Raw genomic sequence first — 20,172 nt, 5'->3', positions numbered from 1 at the left:
AAAAAAATTCCGGCAAATTTAGTAACAATTTTTTTAATAAATTAAGGCTACCTCCAAGTTATACATGTCATGAAACTGATTCGGATAATTATTTTAAAATTCCGCAGAAATCAGGTGTTATTCATTTTCGTTAAATTCTTTATGATTTTTAAAAATAATTCAGAAATAATCCTCTCAAGTAGATTTAATTTCTATAAAAAATGACTAACGTCCAGACATTTACATCTTTAACAAAAGTTTATATTTTCTCTCATGGTTTTGTAACTTTCTTATCAATAGTTTTGTCTCATTAATAAAAACTACATGACAAAATTTTTATCTCCATTATTTTTATTGTTGAGTATCTTCATTTTCAGTCAGAATCAAATTAAAGTTTTAAGTAAAAACGATAAAAAACCGATAGGAAATGCCGCTGTTTACTGTGATGATGATCTGCTTGGTAAAACCAATGATGAAGGAATTCTGAATTTTAAAACAAAATGTAAGAAAGTTGAGGTTTTAGCCAACAATTTCGAAGATGCAACGGCTGATGTTAAGAAAAATATGGAAGTTCTTCTAAAAACTTCTTCCGAAAAATCCAGCAACATAGACAAGATTGTAATTTCAAATAAAAGCGATCCTAAAGCACTCAGAATTCTCGATGAATTCAATAAACGAGAGAAAAATAATTCTCCTAAATCATTAGATTCTTATCAATTTAAATCTTATTCTAAGTATTCTATTGATGTGGATAAAGATTCTATCGATGCATTTAAAAATTTTATTGTAAGCAGAAAAGATTCTTTGTCTAAAGTAGAAAAGAAGGAGGTTTTTAAAAAGAAAAGCGATGAAAAAGATTCGTTACTTAGTGAAGAATTTCTAGATGCAGCCAAAGATGGACAAATGTTTTTGTGGGAAAAAGCGACAGAATACAAGTATTCTGACAAGTTTGGCGAAAAAACCAATGTTTTAGACAACAGAATGTCGGGTTTCAAAAATCCTATTTATGAAGTTTTAGCAATGAATTTTTCTAATCTTAACAGGATTCCACGGCAATTAAAACAGGAAAATAGGAATCTGTTTAATTTTTATGTTACAGATACCATACAGATAGACGGAAGAAGCACTTATGTCATTAAATTCAAAGAAATTATGGATAAAAAGAAGCAGAATCCCAGAAAATTTAACGGTAAAATTTACATTGATACCGAAACGTTTGCCCTCAAAAAATTTGAAAGTTCAAGCAAAAAAAGGAATGAAGGCAACATAGTTTCCGTTTGGAAACCTATTAACAATAAATGGTTTCTCGATTATGAAGACATGAGGATGAAAATGGGAGATCAGTCTTTCGATACTGCTAAAAAAGACAGTGTAAAAGCCGGCGAGAAACAGAAATACTATAAAAAAACTTTCGGAAATTATCTTTACATTAAAAACAGATTTTTCGATTTTGAAATTAATCCTGAACAGAAAGCATCCGAATTTAAAGGATATTCTTTAGAAGTAAAAAATTCTGATGGAAGTCTGCTTAATCAATACAGAACCGACAGCCTAACCACAAGAGAAAATACGACTTATGATAATATTGATAAATTTGTAGAAAAGCACGATTTTGAAAAGAAATTAGGCTTTTATACGCAGTTACTGAGAGGTAATTTAAGATATAAAATGATTGATTTTGATATTACGAAAGTATTCAATTACGACAAATATCAGGGGTTTCGACTAGGAGCAGGAGTGAAGCTTAACGAAAAATTCAGTAAGACATTTTCTCCCGACGGATATTTTGGCTACGGTTTTAAAGATCATACCTGGAAATATGGGCTTGGTTTAGATGTGAAATTATCGCAGAAAAGAACTTCTATTTTCAGAATAGATTATGTGGATGATGTTTTTGCAGCAGGAAGATTCAGCAACAATATGTGGAATACAATGATGAAATTAACCGACATCAATCTGGATCTTCACAATGCTAATTTTTATAAAAACCAGAAATTTGGTGCGTCGTATTTATATGATATATCTAATTCTCTAAGTATGAAAATTGCGGTGAATAAAGAGAAGCAAAAGGCACTTTTCGATTATCAGTACAGAGATTTAGGGAATAATTTTAATAATGTAAGCACTACTTTATCTCTGAAATTTTCGCCCAATGATAAAAATATTATGACTCCTAGCGGAAAATATACTTTTGAAACAGGTTTTCCTCAGGTTTTTGCCAATTTCGAAAAAGGATATCATATTTTAGGCGGAGATCTGAACTATCAGAAATTTGATGCATTAGTTGTACATCAGTTCAGAACCAAATTAGGATATACTAACTTGAAACTTTTAGGTGGAATTTCTTCAGGAACTGCGCCTATCTGGAAAAATTTTGAAATAGCAGGACAAACTGAAAGAGGTTTAGAGCATTGGTTTTCCAGCGTAAGTACACCCTCTAATTTTGGTTTTGCGACCATGCCTTCGGGGACTTATTTTGCAGACAAATTTGTAGCATTCAAAATTTCTCAGTATTTACCTTTCAGATTCAGAACCATTGGCAAAAGATACTCCAATATCGAACTGGAATATCAGTCGGCAATTGGTAATTTCAAAAATAGAGGAGATCATCAGTTCGATTTTATTCCTTTAGATCACTATTATCAGGAAGCTGGAATAATCTGGAACCGTTTTCTGGGAAGAAATTTCGGACTAGGATTCTCTTATAGACTTGGATATTATCAGACCCCTGTATTTAAAGAAAATTTTGGGGTTAAACTAAGATTTAATCTACTGAATTAAACTTTGCCCCATAAACTCTAAAAATAGAAATTCAATGATTTTGAATTTCTATTTTTTTTGAGAAATACTTTAAAGTTCTCTTTTAATTAACAATTAACTTTCATTATTCAAATAAAGTTAATTGCAGTTTTGCTGTTATTAAAGTGCAGTTAACAATAGACTTATAGTTTTGCAAACAGATAAACTATAAAAATATATTATGAAAATTGAAAGATCTATTGGTGCGTTATTTTTATTTGCAGCACTTGCGCAGAGCTGTAAAGACGATGTAGAAACAACCGAAACTCCGGTAAACAACGAAGTGAAAATCGAAAATTTTTCTAAAGAACCTGCATTTGTATACGGAATGCCTGGTTTCGAGAATTTGAACATTACAACGCTTATTTCAAGCTCTGATGTGCTTTCTCAAAGTCCGAACTTTGTTTTTGCAGGACAGCCAGACGGAATGGGAATTATGAAAGATCCTAATTCTAACGGGTATCTGATGATTACCAACCACGAAATTACCCAGTCTGTTTCCAGAGTATATTTAGACAAAACTTTCAAACCTGTAAAAGGTGAATATATTCTTAACGGAATTGGTGGGATGACAAGATTGTGTTCTGCAACATTGGCAACACAGAAAGAACATGGCTTCGATGCATTTCTTACAGCAGGAGAATCTGGCGAAGAAAGTATGGTACACGCTCTTAATCCTTTGGCACCTGTTTCTCAGGCTTCAGATAAAACAAGAGTAAAACCGGCTTTAGGAAAAGCTTCTATGGAAAATGCAGTTCCTCTTCCTAAAGATATTTCTGGTGGTAAAACATATATTATGATTGGCGAAGATCAGTCTTATTCTACTTCTCATCAATCAGCAGGACAGCTTTTGATGTATGTTTCGAATACACAAGGAGATCTAGACAACGGAAAACTTTATTCTTTAAAAAGAACCAACAACAATTATACGGAGACAGATATGGTAAAAGGTTCTCAGTATGATGTAGAATTTGTAGAAATTAGCAATGCTAAAAATCTTACAGGAGCCCAGATTAACCAAAAAAATATGGATCTTAATGCCATCCGTTTTTCGAGAGTAGAAGATGTCGATTACAGAAAAGGAGCAGGAAAGGGTAGAGAAATTTATTTTACAGCAACTGGAGAATCTTCGGATGGTGTAAATCCAAAACCGGGACTTACCATGTGGGGAAGAGTTTATAAGCTTGTTCTTAACGAAAACAATATGCTTGCAGGAAAACTGGAAGTTGTTGCAGAAGGAGATTCTAATCCTGGAAATAATTTAATTAATCCCGATAACCTTTGTGTAACCGAGAATTATGTTTACATTCAGGAAGATGGAGATTCTTACTATTCTGCAGCCAATCACGATTCATACATTTGGCAGCTGAATATCGGAACAAAACAGTATAAGCCTTGGCTTAATATGAAACACAACAGAAACGATGCTGCTTGGCAAACTGCATACAACCAGTCTGGTAATTTAACGAAGTTGGGTTCTTGGGAATTTGGTGCAATGATAGATATTTCAGATATCATTGGGGTTCCGAATACTTTTGCGGTAAATATTCACTCTCATACTTGGCAAAAAGACGCATTTAAAAATGCAGATGGAGCGGGCGTAAATACCAACAAAGAAGGCGGACAAATTGTAATCATCAGAAACGTACAGAAATAATACTAATCTTTAATAACCTAAAAAAGTATCAATAGAAATCTCTGTTGATGCTTTTTTATATATTCTGTTTCCTATGAAATTGATCCTGAAATATCCGCTCTTGGCATTTCTTTTCATTGTATTTTTATTTTTTGGTATTTTACAGTGTAAAAAGAACGAAATTCCTCCTGTAGATTCGCTTACGGATGTAAAAAATGAAATTTTAAAGAATAATAATGATTTTCTGCAACAGACCAATCATCTTATTGATTTGGTTTCTCATAATGCTACAGAAAAAACGTTGCAGGAAAAATTTGGAAATCTAAGAAAAACGTACAAAAAAATGGAATGGGCTGTAGAGTATTTTCTTCCCCATTCTGCAAGATTTATTAACGGAGCTGCACTTCCCGAAATAGAAATGTCGGAGCATACCGAGATAGAACCCGAAGGATTACAGGCTTTGGAGGAACTTTTATATCCTTATAAACCATCTAACAAAGATGAAGTAATAAGACTTCTGAAAAAACTTCTGAATAAAAGCAATATCATTAAAACCAATTTTCTGGCGATAAGCATAGGAAAAGATCAGGTTTTTGATGCTTTGAGACAGGAAGTTTTTAGAATTTCAAGTCTGGGAATTGCCGGTTTTGATACCCCGATTTCCGGAGCTTTTCTACAGGAAATGCCTTATGCGATGGAGTCTGTAAAAAAAGTTTTAAGCCAAATTTCAACAGAAAAATCTAAACACAATTCTTATACAACACTAAGTACACAAATCGACGCGGCAATTAATGTACTGAAGCAGAATTCCGATAAAATAACATTCAATTATGCAGTGTTTATTCCTTCTTACTTAAATAAAATTTCTGAAACTCTTCTTCAGTTCCGAAAAGAAGAGCGTATTCCTGAAGTGGAAGTTACCACGGTACTCCGCAAAAATGCTGCTACTTTTTATTCGAAAAATGCTTTCGATGCCAATGCATTTACAGCGGGAAAAGAGTATACAATGACTCCGCAAAAAACAGAATTGGGAAAAGAACTTTTTTATGACCCTATTTTATCCAACAACAGTACAAGAAGCTGTTCTACCTGTCATGTTGCCGAAAAAGCGTTTACAGACGGAAAAGAAAAATCGATGTCTTTACAGAATGTCGCATTGGTAAGAAATACACCTTCGCTTAATTATTCAGCATTTCAGCACGGTCAGTTTTGGGATATGAGAAAAGACGATCTCGAAGGGCAGAGTTCCGATGTAATTACCAATAAAGAAGAAATGCACGGCGACCTAAATGTAATTATTGCCAAAATAAATAACAATAAAAAATACAATTCAGATTTTAAGAGGATTTTTGGTTCTCAGAAGGCTCAGGTTTGGCAGCTTCAGAATGTTTTGGCAACATATATAAGATCACTTGCCACGTTCAGTTCAGATTTTGATGAGTATATGAGAGGGAATAATAATGCGATGTCTGAAAGACAGAAAAAAGGATTCAACTTATTTATGGGAAAAGCACAATGTGCAATTTGTCATTTTCTTCCGCTTTTCAATGGAACCGTTCCTCCGGATTACAAAAAAACAGAACAGGAAGTTTTGGGTGTTGCAGAAAATTTCAGTAATGAAAAATTAGACCGCGATCCGGGAAGGGGGAAATTCCATGAAACGGTAGCATTTTTACAAAATTCATTCAAGACACCAACACTCAGAAACATCAATAAAACAGCTCCCTACATGCATAACGGAGGATATAAAACTTTAAAGCAGGTAATGGAATTTTATAATAAAGGAGGAGGTGTTGGTTTTGGATTTAAAATTGAAAATCAAACGCTTTCGGATACTCCACTTCATCTTACCGACACGGAAATGGATGATGTAATTGAATTTTTGAAGGCGCTTGATGATAAAAAGTAGCAACTATTGATATCGGTAAAGACATAGAATTCAGCTTTCTGAAACAGAAAATTATCTGTAATTTTGGGCAGGTTTTTCCTATGAAAAAAATTCTGAGTTTTGTTTTGTTTTTGCTGTATGTTTTTGGTTTTTCGCAATCAAAGATTATGATATTTAATGAAGCAAATCATACTCCTATTCCAGATGCAGAAATTCTTTGTAATAATGTTGTTTTAGGCAAAACAGATCATTATGGATTTTTAGAATTTAAATCCTCATGCAAAAATATAGAAATAAGAGCGGATGGATTTTATACGGAAAACGCAGTAGTAGAAAAATTTATAAAAGTTTCCTTAATTAAAGCTTCATATAAAATTAACGATATCGAAGCGGTTATTCTTAACGATAAAAGCGATCCCAAAGCGCTGGAAATTTTAAGAAAAGTTGAGAGGTTGTTCAAAAGCAATTCCCCGGAAAGTTTAGATTCTTACAGCTATAAATCTTACGAAAAATTATCGGTAGATATCGATCAGGACAGTATTTCTGCATATCGAGACCTTTTTAACGGGAATTTTGGGTTTTTAAAGAAAAAAAATAAAGGAGACAGTATTAATAATCTCTCGTCGCGCCGAATTCTTGAAAAAAGTAAACTTTTTCTTTGGGAGAGAGCTCAGAGATTTTTATTTTCCCAAAAATATGGTGAGAAAATTACAATTCTGGATAATAAAATATCCGGATTAAAGCAGCCTATATACGAACTGATTGCTTTACAGAGCAACAGAAACAAAATTCCGGATCAAATTAAGCAGGAAAACCGTGGTTTATATCGCTTTTTCCTTACAGACAGCATTCAGATAGATCATAGAGATACCTATGTCATTCGTTTTAGGGAAGCGAATTACAAAAAACCGATGAAAAGAAGAAAATTCAGCGGTGCTATTTATATTGATGCAGAAACATTCGGAATAAAAAAAATTGAGAGCATCAGCAAAGAAAAAGACGAAGGTCATATCATCAGTACATGGAATTTTTATGCAGGAAAATGGTTTCTGGCAGAAGAAAATCTTAAATTAAGACTCAGCAGACTGAAATTAGGTGAAGAATTTACAGACCGCGAAGAAAATCGTGAAGAAAAAAGAAATTTCGGAACGTATGTGTTTCTCAATTCGAAATATTTTAATTATGAATCGCCCATAGAAGAAAACAAAGGAGATTTTAACGGGTATACCTTTTCAGTAAAAAATACCTCAGGAAATACTTTGAATCTTTATCGGGATGAACCTCTTTCGTTAAGGGAAATTCAGACTTATTCTACCATAGACAGCATCGGGAAATTGTATAATGTAGACCGAAAAGCCAGAATTCTTACAGGGTTAATCAACGGTCAGGTCAGAATGGGAAGTTTCGATTTTGATATTGGCGAAATTGTTAATTATAACTTATCCGAAGGGTTCCGTTTGGGTTTAAAAGACAAACTTAATGAAACTTTCGAACCCTATTTTTCTCCCGATTATTATTTTGCGTATGGTTTAAAAGACCAGCGTTGGAAATACGGAATCGGAGTGGATATGAAAGTTTCTCTGGAAAAAAATAACTTTTTCAGAATAGAATATTATGATGATGTAAGTGCTTCTGGCGAATTCTACCGCAGACTCTGGACGTTCAGAATGAAGATGATGAATTATGGAAACAACATTAATAACGATAAATTTTACCGCTACAAAGGAGTTTCATTATCTTATCTTAATGATATCAGCAATGCGTTAACCTTAGCTTTTGCAGTCAGAAGAAATGTAGAAACAGCACAATTCGATTATAATTTTCGAGGAAAAGGAGATGCTTTCGAAAATTTCAATACGTTAATTACTCTGAAATATTCTCCAAATTCTACCAATATCATGACGCCGCAGGGGAAATCTCAAATCGACCAGAAATATCCGGAACTGTATTTCAACTACGAGAAAAGTATGAAAGTTTTTGGAGGCGATTTTAATTATATCCGTTTTGATGCTTTGTTTGCGCATAATTTTCAGAATATATTAGGAAAAACGGGTGTCCGTTTATATGGTGGTTTGGTTTTGGGCGAAGCTCCCATTTGGAAACATTTTACCATGAATGGTCTTGCTTCTCCAAGCCGAGATATTAATTTCAATCTTACTTCATATCTCGGTTTTGCAACTTTAGAAGGCGGAAAATTTTATAACGACCGTTTTATAGCGTATTATTTAACCCATAAAATACCGTGGTACTTCAAAAGTATTGGTCAGAATGTTTCCAGTTTTGATTTTGTTCTTCGTGGAACCATCGGAGACATGAAACACCCGCATTACCACGATTTCAGATTTAAGAAACTCGATCATCTCTATCAGGAAGTAGGATTGGAGTGGAATAATTTTTTATCATCTTATTTCAATCTCGGTTTTTTCTACCGTGTGGGATATTATACCACTCACAATTTTAAACAAAACTTTGCGGTACAGTTTAAGCTTAAACTTCTGGAATTTTAAAAAAATAAATATTGAAAAATGAAAACAATTGAAATAAAAGCCGAACAGTTTTTTGAATTATTAAAGCTTAAAGATACTTCTATGTGGTCTGTATTTGCTCAGATGATCGACGGAGAAGAAAAAGAAATTATTTTTTTGGATAACGAAGAAAAAATTCTCTTCAATTATATTCTTCCGGTAAATGCTGAAAAACTAGAGGAAGATAGAAAACAATTTTCAATAGAGTTTGCAGATAAAATGGCAAGCCAGAATTAAAAATAATGTAATATTGTAATATGGGATAATTTACGGCACTTTTTTTGTCTGAGGAAACTTTTAGACAAGCAAATTTTCCCGATCTAAAACCATGTTACATTTATGAAGAATATTTTTATTATTGTTTTCTCTTTTTCTTTCTGTTTTGCTTTTTCGCAATCTAAAATTATTGTGAAAAATGCGGCAGATGATACTGCCATTCATGGAGCAGAAATTTCCTGCAAAAATCAGGTATTAGGAAGAACGGATCACTCCGGAACTCTTATTTTCAATACAAAATGTAGCAAAGTAGAAGTTTCTGCAAAAGGATTTTACGAAGAAGATGTAGTAACCGATAAACTGATGGAGGTTTTTCTTACCAAAACCGATGTAAAAACGCGAGAAATTCAAAGTGTTGTTTTACAGGATAAAAGCGATCCGAAAGCTTTAGAAATTCTCAGAAAAATCAATGAAAATTATCAAGAAAATTCACCAAAGAGTTTAGATTCTTATTCATACAAATCGTATGAAAAAATTTCTTTAGATTTTGATGAGGATAGCATAAAAGCGTACAACAATTACATCGGCAACCGAATCGATTCTCTTAAAAAACTTCCTCAACAACCCATGAAAAAGCAGGAAATGAAAGATTCTCTGCAATCGGTCGGATTGATGAAGCTTATGGGAAGCAGCAAAATGTTTTTATGGGAAAGGGCTCTGGAAAATTTGTATTCTAAAAAATATGGCGAAAAAACCATTGTTTTAGATAATAAAATTGCTGGTCTTAAAGAACCGATTTACGAGTTGATGGCATTTCGTTCCAACAGAACTCAGATTCCCAAAGAAATAAAAGAAGAAAACAGAAATCTTTACCGTTATTTTTTAACAGATTCTATAGAAATAGATGGGAGAGAAAATTATGTAATCCGATTTCGGGAGGTTGGTTATAAACAATCGGCTAATAAGACAAAATTCAATGGATATATTTATGTAGATAAAGATACTTATGCTCTGAAAAAGATTGTAAGCAACAGCAAAATTAAAAGCGAAGGCAGTATAACCAGTATTTGGAAACCATTCGATAATAAATGGTTTTTGGTTAAGGAGAATTACAAGATAAAATTGGCTTCCACAACGTTTTCCAATACCAGCGATTCAGATAAAAATAAAACTAAAGAACAGAAAGAAGAAGATAAAAAGACCAGAAGCAAATTCGGAACCTACGCTTTTGTTACTGCAGATTATTTCGATTTTAAAACTCCAATTGAAGAAAAACGTCAGAATTTCAGAGGTTACAGCATGGAGGTGAATAATTCTGACGGAAGTCTAATAGACAAGTACAGAACAGACAGTTTAACAGGAAGAGAACAAACTACCTATTTGAAAATAGACAGTTTGAGCAACAAATATAATCTTGATAATAAAGTGAAAGCTTTGGCTGGTTTATTAAAAGGAAAACTCAGACTCGGAATGGTAGATTTCGATCTTTCAAAAATTGTGGGTTATAATAAATACGAACATTTCAGATTAGGTTTAGGAGCCAAACTCAATGAAAAATTCAGCAGATATATTTCTCCGGATGCTTATTTTGCCTATGGAATTTACGATAAACAATTCAAATTTGGAGCGGGTGTAGACATTCGTACCACTACAAAGAAAAATTCTTTCTTCAGAGTAGAGTATTTTGATGATGTAAACGCAGCAGGAAGATTTTCAGAAAATCTCTGGAATTTCAGAATGATGATTATGAATTCCGGAGTTTCGTTAAATAATGGTGTTTTTTACGGATACAAAGGTTTTGCAGTGAGTTATGAAAATGATATTACAAACGGATTAACCGTAAATGTATCTGCAAGAAAATCCGAAGAAGATGCTAAATTCGATTACAGCTACAAAGGCTTAGGAAATACATTTGATGTCACTTCGTCTACAATTACCCTAAAATACTCTCCAAATTCGAAAAATATCATGACTGAAAATGGGAAGTTTACCTACGAACAAAATTTCCCCGAATTTTATTTCAATTATGAGCAGGGTTTCAAATCTTTAGATGGTGATTTTAATTTCAGTAGGCTAGACGCTTTGTTGGTGCACAATTTTAAAACTAAATTAGGTGTTACCGGTTTGCGTGCTTACGGAGGAATTGTTTTTGGAGATGCACCCATTTGGAAGAATTTTACCATGAATGGTTTGGGTAAAGGAAACGGAGGGCTTAATTTTAACCTCACTTCGTATTTAGGCTTCGCTACAATGGAAGGCGGAAAATATTATAACGATAAATTTGTGGGAGCTTATCTTACGCACAGACTTCCTTGGTACTTTAAAAGTTTTGGTAAAAATGTATCGAGTTTTGATGTTATTTACCGAGGAACGATTGGTAATATGAAGAATCCTGAATTTCATCAGTTCGATTTCAAAAAATTAAACCATCTTTATAATGAAGTAGGCTTAGAGTGGAATAATTTCCTTTCCACACAGTTCAATTTGGGATTCTTTTATAGAGTTGGTTATTATAATACGACCAAATTCAAAGATAATTTTGCCATTCAGTTTAAGCTGAAATTACTTGGTTTTTAAAAATAAATTTGCCTCCTGATTGATGAAATTAGGAGGTTTTTTTTAGCGGTTTATTAAAAACTCATCAACAGTTTTCTTTGCTTCTGCAACATCGTGAACTCTTAATATTTTTGCACCTTGCTGCAATACTTTTAAATGCAGTTTTTGGGTTTCCGGATTAATGTCTAAAGGCGATTTTCCAAGAGGTTTATAAATGAAAGATTTTCTGGAAATTCCTATCAGTAAAGGATATTGTCCAAATCCTAGAAATCGGATTTCATCAATCATTTTCATTTGGTCTTCCACGGTTTTTCCAAATCCAAAACCAGGATCCAGAATAATATCTTTAATGCCTTTTTTTCTTAGTTCCTGTATTTTTTTGCTGAAATATTGGTTGATTGATAATGTAATATCGGTAAAATTAATTTTTTCGTGCATAGATTCATAAGTAGAATTAATGTGCATCAAAATATAGGGAAGTCGAGTTTCTGCTACCGCATTCAGCATGTTTTCATCATATTGTCCGCCAGAAATATCATTAATAATGTCGATCCCCTCATCATAGCCAAACTGTACGGTTTCAGCATAAAATGTGTCTAAAGAAAGCAGCGTTTCAGGGAAATTTCTTTTTATTTCTGAAATTATTTTGCCAATTCTTCTCATTTCTTCTTTATCCGAAAGAAATTCTGCATGAGGTCTTGTAGACTGTGCTCCAATATCAATAATTTCGGCACCTTCATTCAATAATTTCTCGGTATGCAGAAGAGCAGATTTTTCGTTGTTAAATTTGCCGCCGTCTGAAAAAGAATCCGGCGTAATGTTGAGGATTCCCATAATCTTCGGCGTATCCAGTTCGATAAGTCTTCCGTTGCAGTTTATAGAGTGTACAGGAGAATCGGGAGAGAAAAAAGATGATTTGTTGTGAAGCATCAGTTCTGATGATTTTTATGAATGATACAAAATTAAACTAAAAGTTGATAAAAGATCATCCATTGCATATTTTGAAATAAACCATAACTGAAAGATTAAAAAAACAATTTAACGACGAATGAAAAGCAAAGTATCAGTTTTAAATTAAAATTTTAGCTTGTAAAACTTTATATAAAACGCTTCAAAATTATTCTGCAATCGAAACTCTAGAGCTGATAAACAATCTCGAAAAACAAAAATTTGTATCTTTGAAAGATTAAGGAAATTTATGAACAAAACTTCAGAGCAGTTTGGTAATGTCATCTCAGAATGTAGGGATTTATTCAGTAAAAAACTGCAGGATTATGGTGCTGCGTGGCGGGTTTTACGTCCAAGTTCAATTACCGATCAGATTTATATTAAAGTTAACAGAATCCGTACTTTACAGATGACGGATGTTAAAATGATCGACGAAAGCGAAGAAGGAGAATTTGTGGCTATCGTTAATTATTCAATTATTGGTTTAATTCAGTTAGAAAAAGGTCTTTCCGATGATTTTAATGAAAATAAAGAAGAAATCTTAAAGCTTTACGACGATTATGCTTCTAAAGCACACGCTTTAATGGAAAAGAAAAACCACGATTATGGTGAAGCCTGGAGAGATATGAGAATTTCTTCTATTACCGATTTAATTTATCAAAAAGTTTTAAGAACCAAACAGATAGAAGATAACCAAGGTAAAACACTCGTTTCGGAAGGTTTGGATGCCAATTATTTTGATATGCTGAATTATGCCGTGTTCTGTTTAATTAAATTTTCCGAGCAAAATCATCAAAAACAACTTTAAAAGATTAAAAAAAATGATTAAAAGTTTACTACGATTCGTTATTGCAGTTATCTTTATCCTTTCCGGCTTCGTAAAAGCGGTCGATTTGGTAGGGTTTTCTTTCAAAATGGAAGAGTATTTTTCTCCGAGCGTTTTCAATATGCCGTTTTTGGAAAAATTTGCTTTAATATTTTCTGTAATTGTAGTGGTTTTAGAACTTCTTTTAGGTGTAATGCTGCTTTTAAAATTCAAGCTGAAGTTCACAATTTCTGCACTCATTGCATTGTGTATTTTCTTCGGATTCCTTACGTTTTATTCGGCTTATTATAACGTTGTTACAGATTGCGGATGTTTTGGTGATGCTATAAAATTTACACCTTGGCAAAGCTTTATTAAAGATATTGTTCTTTTAGCAGGGCTTATTATTTTATTCGTTCTCTACAAAAAAGAATTTTGCAGTAAAGACGATCCTTACATCTACAGTGAGAAACCTAAAAGCAACAAATTGAAGTCTGCATTTTTCGGAGTTTTTGTTGGATTGATGATTTTTGTAATGGCTCAAGGTATTATCAATGAACCGATTATTGATTTCAGAGATTATAAAATCGGAACAGATTTGAAGGCAGAAAAAGAAAAGATAAACAAGAATCCGTCAGAATACAAAACTTTTTATTCTTTAAAAAACACAAAAACGGGCGAGGTAATCCGTATTAATCAGGACGATTATGTGAAGGAATCTAAATATTGGGAAGAAGGAACCCCGTGGAAAACAGAAGAAGGTAAAAATGAATCTGTACTCGTAAAAGAAGGCTATAAATCTGAAATTTCTAAATTTAAAATTGAAGATCCAACCGGTCAGGACGTAACAGCAGAAGTTATTAATGCTCCCAAAGCGGTTCTGGTATTTTCTTATCATCCAAAAGAAGTTTCTAAAGAGCTTTTAGCTAAAATAGAAAATAAGGTAAAAACACAAAATGCTACTGTTATTTATGGCGTTTCTACAATGCCTAATACATTTAAAACAATTAAGAATGCAATGATGGACGGTACAGCTATTAAAACCATTGCGAGAAGTAATCCCTTTGTTTTGATTATCGAAAATGGTAAAATTACAGATAAACAGACGGCTAAAAATTTTGTTGAAGAATAAAAATAACTTTATTTATCTCAAAGTTTATCTATAAAATTAAAGTATAAATATTAATAAAAAAATATGCATAAATCTAATAAACCTATTGCGGGATATCATTTGCTGATGATTCTTTCATCGATAGACGGAGAATTTGCTCCGGAAGAAGGAATGCTCATTCAGCAGTATCTTGCAGACGAATTTCCGTTCAAAATGAATTTAGATAACGAGTTAGAAACCATTGCTTTGCTACAGCCAGAAGAATGGAAAGATCATTTTGAATTTCATGCACGTTGTTTTTTAGAAGATTCTACCGAAAAAGAACGTATAAAATTTGCAGAATTTGCAAAGTCTTTAATAAAAGCAGATGAGGTGGTAACAGATGAAGAACATACTTTTTACAAATTGCTGAAAAATCTTTGGAAACTGAACTAAACAAAAGATTAAAATCATTTTAACTACAATACAAAAACTATGAGAAGAAAAATAGTTGCAGGAAACTGGAAAATGAATAAAAACGTAATTGAAGCTCAACAGTTGATGATACAGCTGCTTGGTTACAAAAACGAAAACAAAACCAACTGTGAAGTATGGATCGCACCGCCTTCATTATATCTTATGATGGCAAAAGATATTTTTGAAAAAGACGAAATCGGAGTTTTTTCTCAGGATATGAGCGAATACGAAAGTGGTGCATATACAGGAGAAATTTCTGCGAATATGTTGGAGTCTATTGATGTAAGCGGATCTTTAATCGGGCATTCTGAAAGAAGACAATATCATGGCGAAACAGACGAAAGCTGCAATAAAAAAGTAAAATTAGCTTTAGATAAAGGTTTAATTCCTGTTTACTGTAACGGAGAAACTTTAGACCAAAGAAAAGCAGAGCAACATTTGGATGTGGTAAAAAACCAGACAGAAACTGCTCTTTTTACGCTTTCGGCTGAAGAAATTAAAAAAGTAGTTATTGCTTACGAACCGGTTTGGGCAATCGGAACCGGAGAAACGGCGACACCAGAACAGGCACAGGAAATCCATGCACACATCAGAAATACAATTGCCGAAAAATATGGTAAAGAAGTAGCTGAAGAAATTTCTATTTTGTATGGAGGTTCTGTAAAACCAGATAATGCAAAAGAAATTTTTTCTCAGCCGGATATAGACGGAGGTCTTATTGGAGGTGCTGCTTTAAAATTAGAAGATTTTTCTAAGATTATAGAAGCTTTTAATTAATCCTTAAAAATAAAATTACATCAGACAAAAGATGAAAATTTATTTTGAATTCTTCTGTTTGATGTAATTTCTTCTGCCGAAAATTTCTCGTTTATTTTGAGAAAAATATGTTTAGCTAATCAGTTTCATAATTTCTAGGGCAACTTTAAGAGCTTCTGTACCGTCTTCCAAAGAAACTTCTACATTTTTGTTTTCGGTAATCGCTTTGGCAAAAGAATTAAGCTCATCCAGAATCGCATTATTGGGCTGAATATTAGGATATTCAAATAAAATCTGATTTTTTTCACCTTCAGAATTTTCAATAATCATATCGAACGGAGTAGGATTCTCAGGTGCTTCTTTCATTCGGATAACTTCAGATTTTTTCTCTAAAAAATCAACAGAAATATAAGCGTCTTTTTGGAAAAAACGGCTTTTTCTCATGGCTTTCATAGAAATTCTGGAAGTCGTAAGATTGGCAACACATCCGTTTTCAAACTCAATTCTGGCATTGGCTATATCGGGAGTTTTGCTTACTACACAAACACCACTTGCGTGGATGTTTTTTACCGGTGATTTTACCACACTCAGTAAAATATCCAGATCGTGGATCATCAGGTCTAAAACTACGGAAACATCTGTTCCGCGAGGATTGAATTCCGCCAAACGGTGAATTTCAATAAACATAGGATTTTGAATGTAAGCTTTAGCTCCAATAAATGCCGGATTGTACCTTTCTACGTGCCCAACCTGAGCTTTTATACCGTTTTTTTTACACAATGCAACAATTTCTTCTGCCTGTTCAAGAGTATGTGTAACCGGTTTTTCAATAAAGAAATGAAGACCTTTTTCAATCGCTTTAAGAGCATAATCATAATGGTAGATTGTCGGTGTAACGATATCCAGCATTTCGATTTCATTCAGAAGATCATCAAAATTTTCAAAATAAGTATATCCAAGTTCAGCTTCCAGTTTTTTTCCGTTTTCTGCATCTTTATCATGAAACCCAACCAGTTGATATTCTGAAGACTCGTTTAAAAGTTTTAAATGTATTTTACCCAAATGTCCGGCACCTACCAAACCTGCTTTTAACATAGCTTTTCAAATTTTTGTAAAGATAAAAGTTTAATTTGATATGTGGAATTTCAAATTATAATAGAATCAATTTTTAACCTCCAAACTTACCTCTCAGATTTGAAATTTCAAATCATTTCATTATTTTTGTGACATGGTAGATTCGTTTGTACATAAGGGAAAAAGGAAGAATTTGGTAGAATATCTCAGACAGAAAATTGGGATTTCGGATGAACGTGTTCTTGCAGCGATGAATACCGTTCCCAGACATCTTTTTATTGAAAGTATATTTGAAGATTTTGCCTATGAAGACCGGGCTTTTCCCATATTGGCACATCAAACCATATCTCATCCTTCAACAGTTGCAGAGCAGTCTGAACTTTTGCAGATAAAATCTGGCGAAAAAGTTTTGGAAATTGGTACCGGCTGTGGTTACCAAACTGCTGTATTAATTGCAATGGAAGCTTTGGTTTACACGGTAGAAAGGCAGAAAGATTTATTCGATTTTTCTAAAATAAAACTTCGTGAGATGAATTTTTATCCGAAATTTCAAAGTTTTGGAGACGGTTTTGCGGGGTTGCCTACTTTTGCCCCATTCGATAAAATTATAGTTACATGTGGTGCATCTGTGTTGCCTACAGAATTATTAAAACAACTGAAAGTAGGAGGGAAAATGGTAATTCCACTCGGTCCTACAGACGAACAGGTATTATACAGATTTACCAAAATTTCGCCTACCGAAATTCAGAAAGAAGAATTCGGAGCTTACAAATTTGTACCGATGCTGAATAATACCAATCAGTAAAAACTTTTAAAAAAAGTAAAAGTTCAATAAACAATTGGAACTATTTTTGTCTTGTTTCATCATATCAAAAAAATATTAGTATCATGGAAGATAACCTTAATGAACAAAACAGAAAGCTAAAGGAAATGGATTATAATGCAGGTGAAGATATATTCAACAGAGAAGAGCATATTGCCTTAGATGGAGACGGAAATCCCATTACCAATCCCAATGAAGTAAACAATGAAATGCCTTTTGGGTTGGATGTTCCCGGTGCGGAAGATGATGATAATTTTGAACAGATTACCAACCAGCTTCCTGATGAAGAGAACAGTTTTTATAGTACAAGTGACAATGAAGATGACCACGAAGAAACCAATGAAGATCTCATTTCTTAATATCATCCCGCCAATGTGAGCGGGATTTTTTATTATTATAAGACTGATTTTCTTTAGTTCAGGAAACAAATTAATTTAATTTTGAAGACTGTTTTTTAAATTCATTTCAATTTCGTTCGGTTAATTTTGTATTAAATATTAACTTTGGCAATCTTTGAATTTTTGTACAGAAAATTCTTTTAAAAATGAATGTAATATGAAATTGAAACACAGTCTGCTGGCTTTAGCAGCTCCTCTTCTCATGAATGCACAACAAGTAATGACGCCGGAAATTCTTTGGACATTAAAGAAAGTCGGAGTTCAGGCAGTTTCTCCGGATCAGTCGTCGCTAATTTACAAAATAGGACAGGTTGATCTTAAAACAGAAAAAACGAAAAATGAGAATTATCTGCTGAATGTAATAAATAATCAGTCTGCAAAAATAGATTTAGGTAAAAAAGCATTAATTCAGTGGGATAAAAACGGATTATATGCACAGGAAGGCGATAAAATTTACCTTTCTAAAGACAGCGGTAAAACTTGGACAGAATTTTATACCATCGACGAAGCAGATAATATCGTTATTTCTCCAGATGGGAAGAAAATAGCTTTCAGCAAGCAGGTTTTGGTTGAAAAAGTGATGGGTAAAGATAAATTTACGGATACGCCCAAAACTACAGCTCAGGTTTATACCGATCTCAATCACAGACATTGGGATTATTTTAATGAAGGCAAATACAATCATGTTTTTGTAGTAGATGCTGCGGCAAACATAGATTCTGCAAAGGATTTACTGGAAGGCAAAATGTGGGATTCGCCGCAGAGACCTTTTGGAGGTGCCGAAGATTTTATTTTCAGTCCAGATTCTACTCAGCTTTTATATGTTACGAAGCCGAAAAGCGGAAAAGATTATTCTACAAGTACCAATACCGACATTTTTGCTTACGATTTAGCTTCCGGAACAACAAAAAATTTAACAGAGTCGAATAAAGGGTATGATTTGAACCCTAAATTCAGTCCGGATGGTAAATCTCTTGTTTGGCAAAGTATGGAAAGAGATGGTTATGAAGCAGATAAAAATGATATTAAATTAATGGACTGGAAGTCCGGGAAAACTTCAAATCTTACAAAATCTTGGGACGAATCTGTTTCCGGAGATGTTTTTTGGAGCGGAGATTCTAAATCTATTTATTTTACAGCAGCTTATAGAGGAACCAAACAATTGTTTTCTTTAAATCCTAAAGATTCTAAAATTCAGCAGATTACAAAAGGTGATTTTGATATTAATGAGATTTTTGCAGATCAGAAAACTTCACTTTTAGTTTCCAAAACAGACATAAACCATGCCTCTGAAATCTATGCCGTTAATCTTAAAAACGGAGCATTAAAGCAGATAACCGATGCCAATAAAGATGTTTATGCAAAATTAGCTCAAGGAAAGTCTGAACTGAAAATGGTGAAAACTTCAGACGGAAAAGAAATGGGAGTGTGGTTTCATTATCCACCAAATTTTGACCCGAATAAAAAATATCCTACTTTAGTGTATTGCCAAGGTGGTCCTCAATCTGCGTTGACACAATTTTTCAGCACACGATGGAATTTTTCTTTAATGGCTGCGAATGGATATATTGTAGTAGCTCCAAACAGAAGAGGAATGCCGGGTTGGGGAACAAAATGGAACGAAGAAATCTCCAAAGATTGGGGCGGACAACCAATGAGGGATTATTTGGCAGCGACAGATTTTGCTAAAACTTTACCTTATGTAGATGGCGATAGAGTGGCGGCTGTTGGTGCAAGTTATGGTGGATATAGTGTTTTTATGTTGGCGGGAATTCACAATAACAGATTCAAGACATTTATTGCCCACGACGGATTGTTTGATATGAAATCCTGGTATTTAACAACTGAAGAATTATGGTTTGCCAATTGGGATCTTGGTTCACCATGGGAAAAACCACTTCCTAAAGCATATACAGAATTTAACCCAAGTAATTTTGTAGAAAAATGGAATAAACCGATTATGATTATACAGGGCGGAATTGATTACAGAGTTCCTTACGAACAAGGTCAGGAAGCGTTTCAGGCAGCTAAGTTAAGAGGATTAAAGTCTAAATTTCTGTATTTCCCGAACGAAAATCACTGGGTGCTTCATCCGCAAAATGGTTTGGTTTGGCAAAGAGAGTTTTTCGATTGGCTGAAAGAAACTTTGTAAACATAATTGAAAAAATATAGTAAAAACGGACATTCATTTGTCCGTTTTTT

The 20,172-nt window shown here is 33.4% G+C and carries 15 protein-coding genes; 13 read left to right on the top strand and 2 right to left on the bottom strand.

Annotated features, from left to right (window positions below; genetic code table 11):
- Positions 1–303 precede the first annotated feature (303 nt).
- From MTP08_RS09970 to MTP08_RS09945, 6 genes are all read left to right on the top strand, one after another.
- A complete protein-coding gene (locus MTP08_RS09970) occupies positions 304–2,760 on the top strand; it encodes a hypothetical protein (protein ID WP_243575901.1) in 2,457 nt (818 codons plus the stop codon).
- A 199-nt stretch (positions 2,761–2,959) separates the two neighbouring features.
- The gene (locus MTP08_RS09965) at positions 2,960–4,435 is read left to right on the top strand and encodes a PhoX family protein (protein WP_243575900.1); all 1,476 of its coding nucleotides are present in this window, start codon (positions 2,960–2,962) and stop codon (positions 4,433–4,435) included.
- Between the two features lie 73 nt (positions 4,436–4,508).
- Complete coding sequence (locus tag MTP08_RS09960; RefSeq protein WP_243575899.1) at positions 4,509–6,323, top strand: cytochrome-c peroxidase; 1,815 nt, start codon at positions 4,509–4,511, stop codon at positions 6,321–6,323.
- 146 nt (positions 6,324–6,469) lie between these two features.
- Positions 6,470–8,809, top strand: coding sequence for a hypothetical protein (locus MTP08_RS09955; protein ID WP_243575898.1), 2,340 nt, complete (start codon positions 6,470–6,472; stop codon positions 8,807–8,809).
- Between the two features lie 18 nt (positions 8,810–8,827).
- Positions 8,828–9,064, top strand: coding sequence for a hypothetical protein (locus MTP08_RS09950; RefSeq protein ID WP_243575897.1), 237 nt, complete (start codon positions 8,828–8,830; stop codon positions 9,062–9,064).
- A gap of 102 nt (positions 9,065–9,166) precedes the next feature.
- Positions 9,167–11,620 (top strand): DUF5686 family protein, encoded by a 2,454-nt coding sequence (locus tag MTP08_RS09945; protein WP_243575896.1) that lies wholly within the window; start codon positions 9,167–9,169, stop codon positions 11,618–11,620.
- A gap of 42 nt (positions 11,621–11,662) precedes the next feature.
- Here MTP08_RS09945 and folP read toward each other — a convergent pair whose 3' ends face one another.
- Positions 11,663–12,529: a dihydropteroate synthase gene (gene folP, locus MTP08_RS09940; RefSeq protein ID WP_449508585.1), complete on the bottom strand. Its 867-nt coding sequence runs from the start codon at positions 12,527–12,529 to the stop codon at positions 11,663–11,665.
- A gap of 268 nt (positions 12,530–12,797) precedes the next feature.
- Here folP and MTP08_RS09935 point away from each other — a divergent pair, with 268 nt between their 5' ends.
- The 4 genes from MTP08_RS09935 (at position 12,798) to tpiA (ending at position 15,696) form a co-directional block, all read left to right on the top strand.
- Entirely contained in the window at positions 12,798–13,355 is a 558-nt protein-coding gene (locus tag MTP08_RS09935; protein WP_243575895.1) for a DUF1599 domain-containing protein, read from the top strand.
- 13 nt (positions 13,356–13,368) lie between these two features.
- Entirely contained in the window at positions 13,369–14,484 is a 1,116-nt protein-coding gene (locus MTP08_RS09930; RefSeq protein ID WP_243575894.1) for a BT_3928 family protein, read from the top strand.
- 63 nt (positions 14,485–14,547) lie between these two features.
- The gene (locus MTP08_RS09925; protein ID WP_209391291.1) at positions 14,548–14,898 is read left to right on the top strand and encodes a tellurite resistance TerB family protein; all 351 of its coding nucleotides are present in this window, start codon (positions 14,548–14,550) and stop codon (positions 14,896–14,898) included.
- Between the two features lie 39 nt (positions 14,899–14,937).
- Positions 14,938–15,696: a triose-phosphate isomerase gene (tpiA, locus tag MTP08_RS09920; protein WP_243575893.1), complete on the top strand. Its 759-nt coding sequence runs from the start codon at positions 14,938–14,940 to the stop codon at positions 15,694–15,696.
- A 111-nt stretch (positions 15,697–15,807) separates the two neighbouring features.
- Here tpiA and MTP08_RS09915 read toward each other — a convergent pair whose 3' ends face one another.
- The gene (locus tag MTP08_RS09915) at positions 15,808–16,770 is read right to left on the bottom strand and encodes a Gfo/Idh/MocA family protein (RefSeq protein WP_243575892.1); all 963 of its coding nucleotides are present in this window, start codon (positions 16,768–16,770) and stop codon (positions 15,808–15,810) included.
- 133 nt (positions 16,771–16,903) lie between these two features.
- On the opposite strand from MTP08_RS09915, the gene MTP08_RS09910 reads away from it, so the two are divergent.
- The 3 genes from MTP08_RS09910 (at position 16,904) to MTP08_RS09900 (ending at position 20,122) form a co-directional block, all read left to right on the top strand.
- A complete protein-coding gene (locus tag MTP08_RS09910; protein ID WP_243575891.1) occupies positions 16,904–17,554 on the top strand; it encodes a protein-L-isoaspartate(D-aspartate) O-methyltransferase in 651 nt (216 codons plus the stop codon).
- An 83-nt stretch (positions 17,555–17,637) separates the two neighbouring features.
- Positions 17,638–17,931, top strand: coding sequence for a hypothetical protein (locus tag MTP08_RS09905; protein WP_243575890.1), 294 nt, complete (start codon positions 17,638–17,640; stop codon positions 17,929–17,931).
- Between the two features lie 196 nt (positions 17,932–18,127).
- The gene (locus MTP08_RS09900; protein ID WP_243575889.1) at positions 18,128–20,122 is read left to right on the top strand and encodes a S9 family peptidase; all 1,995 of its coding nucleotides are present in this window, start codon (positions 18,128–18,130) and stop codon (positions 20,120–20,122) included.
- Positions 20,123–20,172 lie beyond the last annotated feature (50 nt).

This window comes from Chryseobacterium oryzae, assembly GCF_022811665.1.
GTDB lineage: Bacteria > Bacteroidota > Bacteroidia > Flavobacteriales > Weeksellaceae > Chryseobacterium > Chryseobacterium oryzae.
This window is presented reverse-complemented; position numbering and strand designations above follow the sequence as displayed.

Excerpts from the sequence above, each read along its gene's own strand:
- MTP08_RS09970 (WP_243575901.1), top strand. The coding sequence starts at position 304 with ATGACAAAATTTTTATCTCCATTATTTTTATTGTTGAGTATCTTCATT.
- MTP08_RS09965 (WP_243575900.1), top strand. The coding sequence starts at position 2,960 with ATGAAAATTGAAAGATCTATTGGTGCGTTATTTTTATTTGCAGCACTT.
- MTP08_RS09960 (WP_243575899.1), top strand. The coding sequence starts at position 4,509 with ATGAAATTGATCCTGAAATATCCGCTCTTGGCATTTCTTTTCATTGTA.
- MTP08_RS09955 (WP_243575898.1), top strand. The coding sequence starts at position 6,470 with ATGATATTTAATGAAGCAAATCATACTCCTATTCCAGATGCAGAAATT.
- MTP08_RS09950 (WP_243575897.1), top strand. The coding sequence starts at position 8,828 with ATGAAAACAATTGAAATAAAAGCCGAACAGTTTTTTGAATTATTAAAG.
- MTP08_RS09945 (WP_243575896.1), top strand. The coding sequence starts at position 9,167 with ATGAAGAATATTTTTATTATTGTTTTCTCTTTTTCTTTCTGTTTTGCT.
- folP (WP_449508585.1), bottom strand. The coding sequence starts at position 12,529 with ATGCTTCACAACAAATCATCTTTTTTCTCTCCCGATTCTCCTGTACAC.
- MTP08_RS09935 (WP_243575895.1), top strand. The coding sequence starts at position 12,798 with ATGAACAAAACTTCAGAGCAGTTTGGTAATGTCATCTCAGAATGTAGG.
- MTP08_RS09930 (WP_243575894.1), top strand. The coding sequence starts at position 13,369 with ATGATTAAAAGTTTACTACGATTCGTTATTGCAGTTATCTTTATCCTT.
- MTP08_RS09925 (WP_209391291.1), top strand. The coding sequence starts at position 14,548 with ATGCATAAATCTAATAAACCTATTGCGGGATATCATTTGCTGATGATT.
- tpiA (WP_243575893.1), top strand. The coding sequence starts at position 14,938 with ATGAGAAGAAAAATAGTTGCAGGAAACTGGAAAATGAATAAAAACGTA.
- MTP08_RS09915 (WP_243575892.1), bottom strand. The coding sequence starts at position 16,770 with ATGTTAAAAGCAGGTTTGGTAGGTGCCGGACATTTGGGTAAAATACAT.
- MTP08_RS09910 (WP_243575891.1), top strand. The coding sequence starts at position 16,904 with ATGGTAGATTCGTTTGTACATAAGGGAAAAAGGAAGAATTTGGTAGAA.
- MTP08_RS09905 (WP_243575890.1), top strand. The coding sequence starts at position 17,638 with ATGGAAGATAACCTTAATGAACAAAACAGAAAGCTAAAGGAAATGGAT.
- MTP08_RS09900 (WP_243575889.1), top strand. The coding sequence starts at position 18,128 with ATGAAATTGAAACACAGTCTGCTGGCTTTAGCAGCTCCTCTTCTCATG.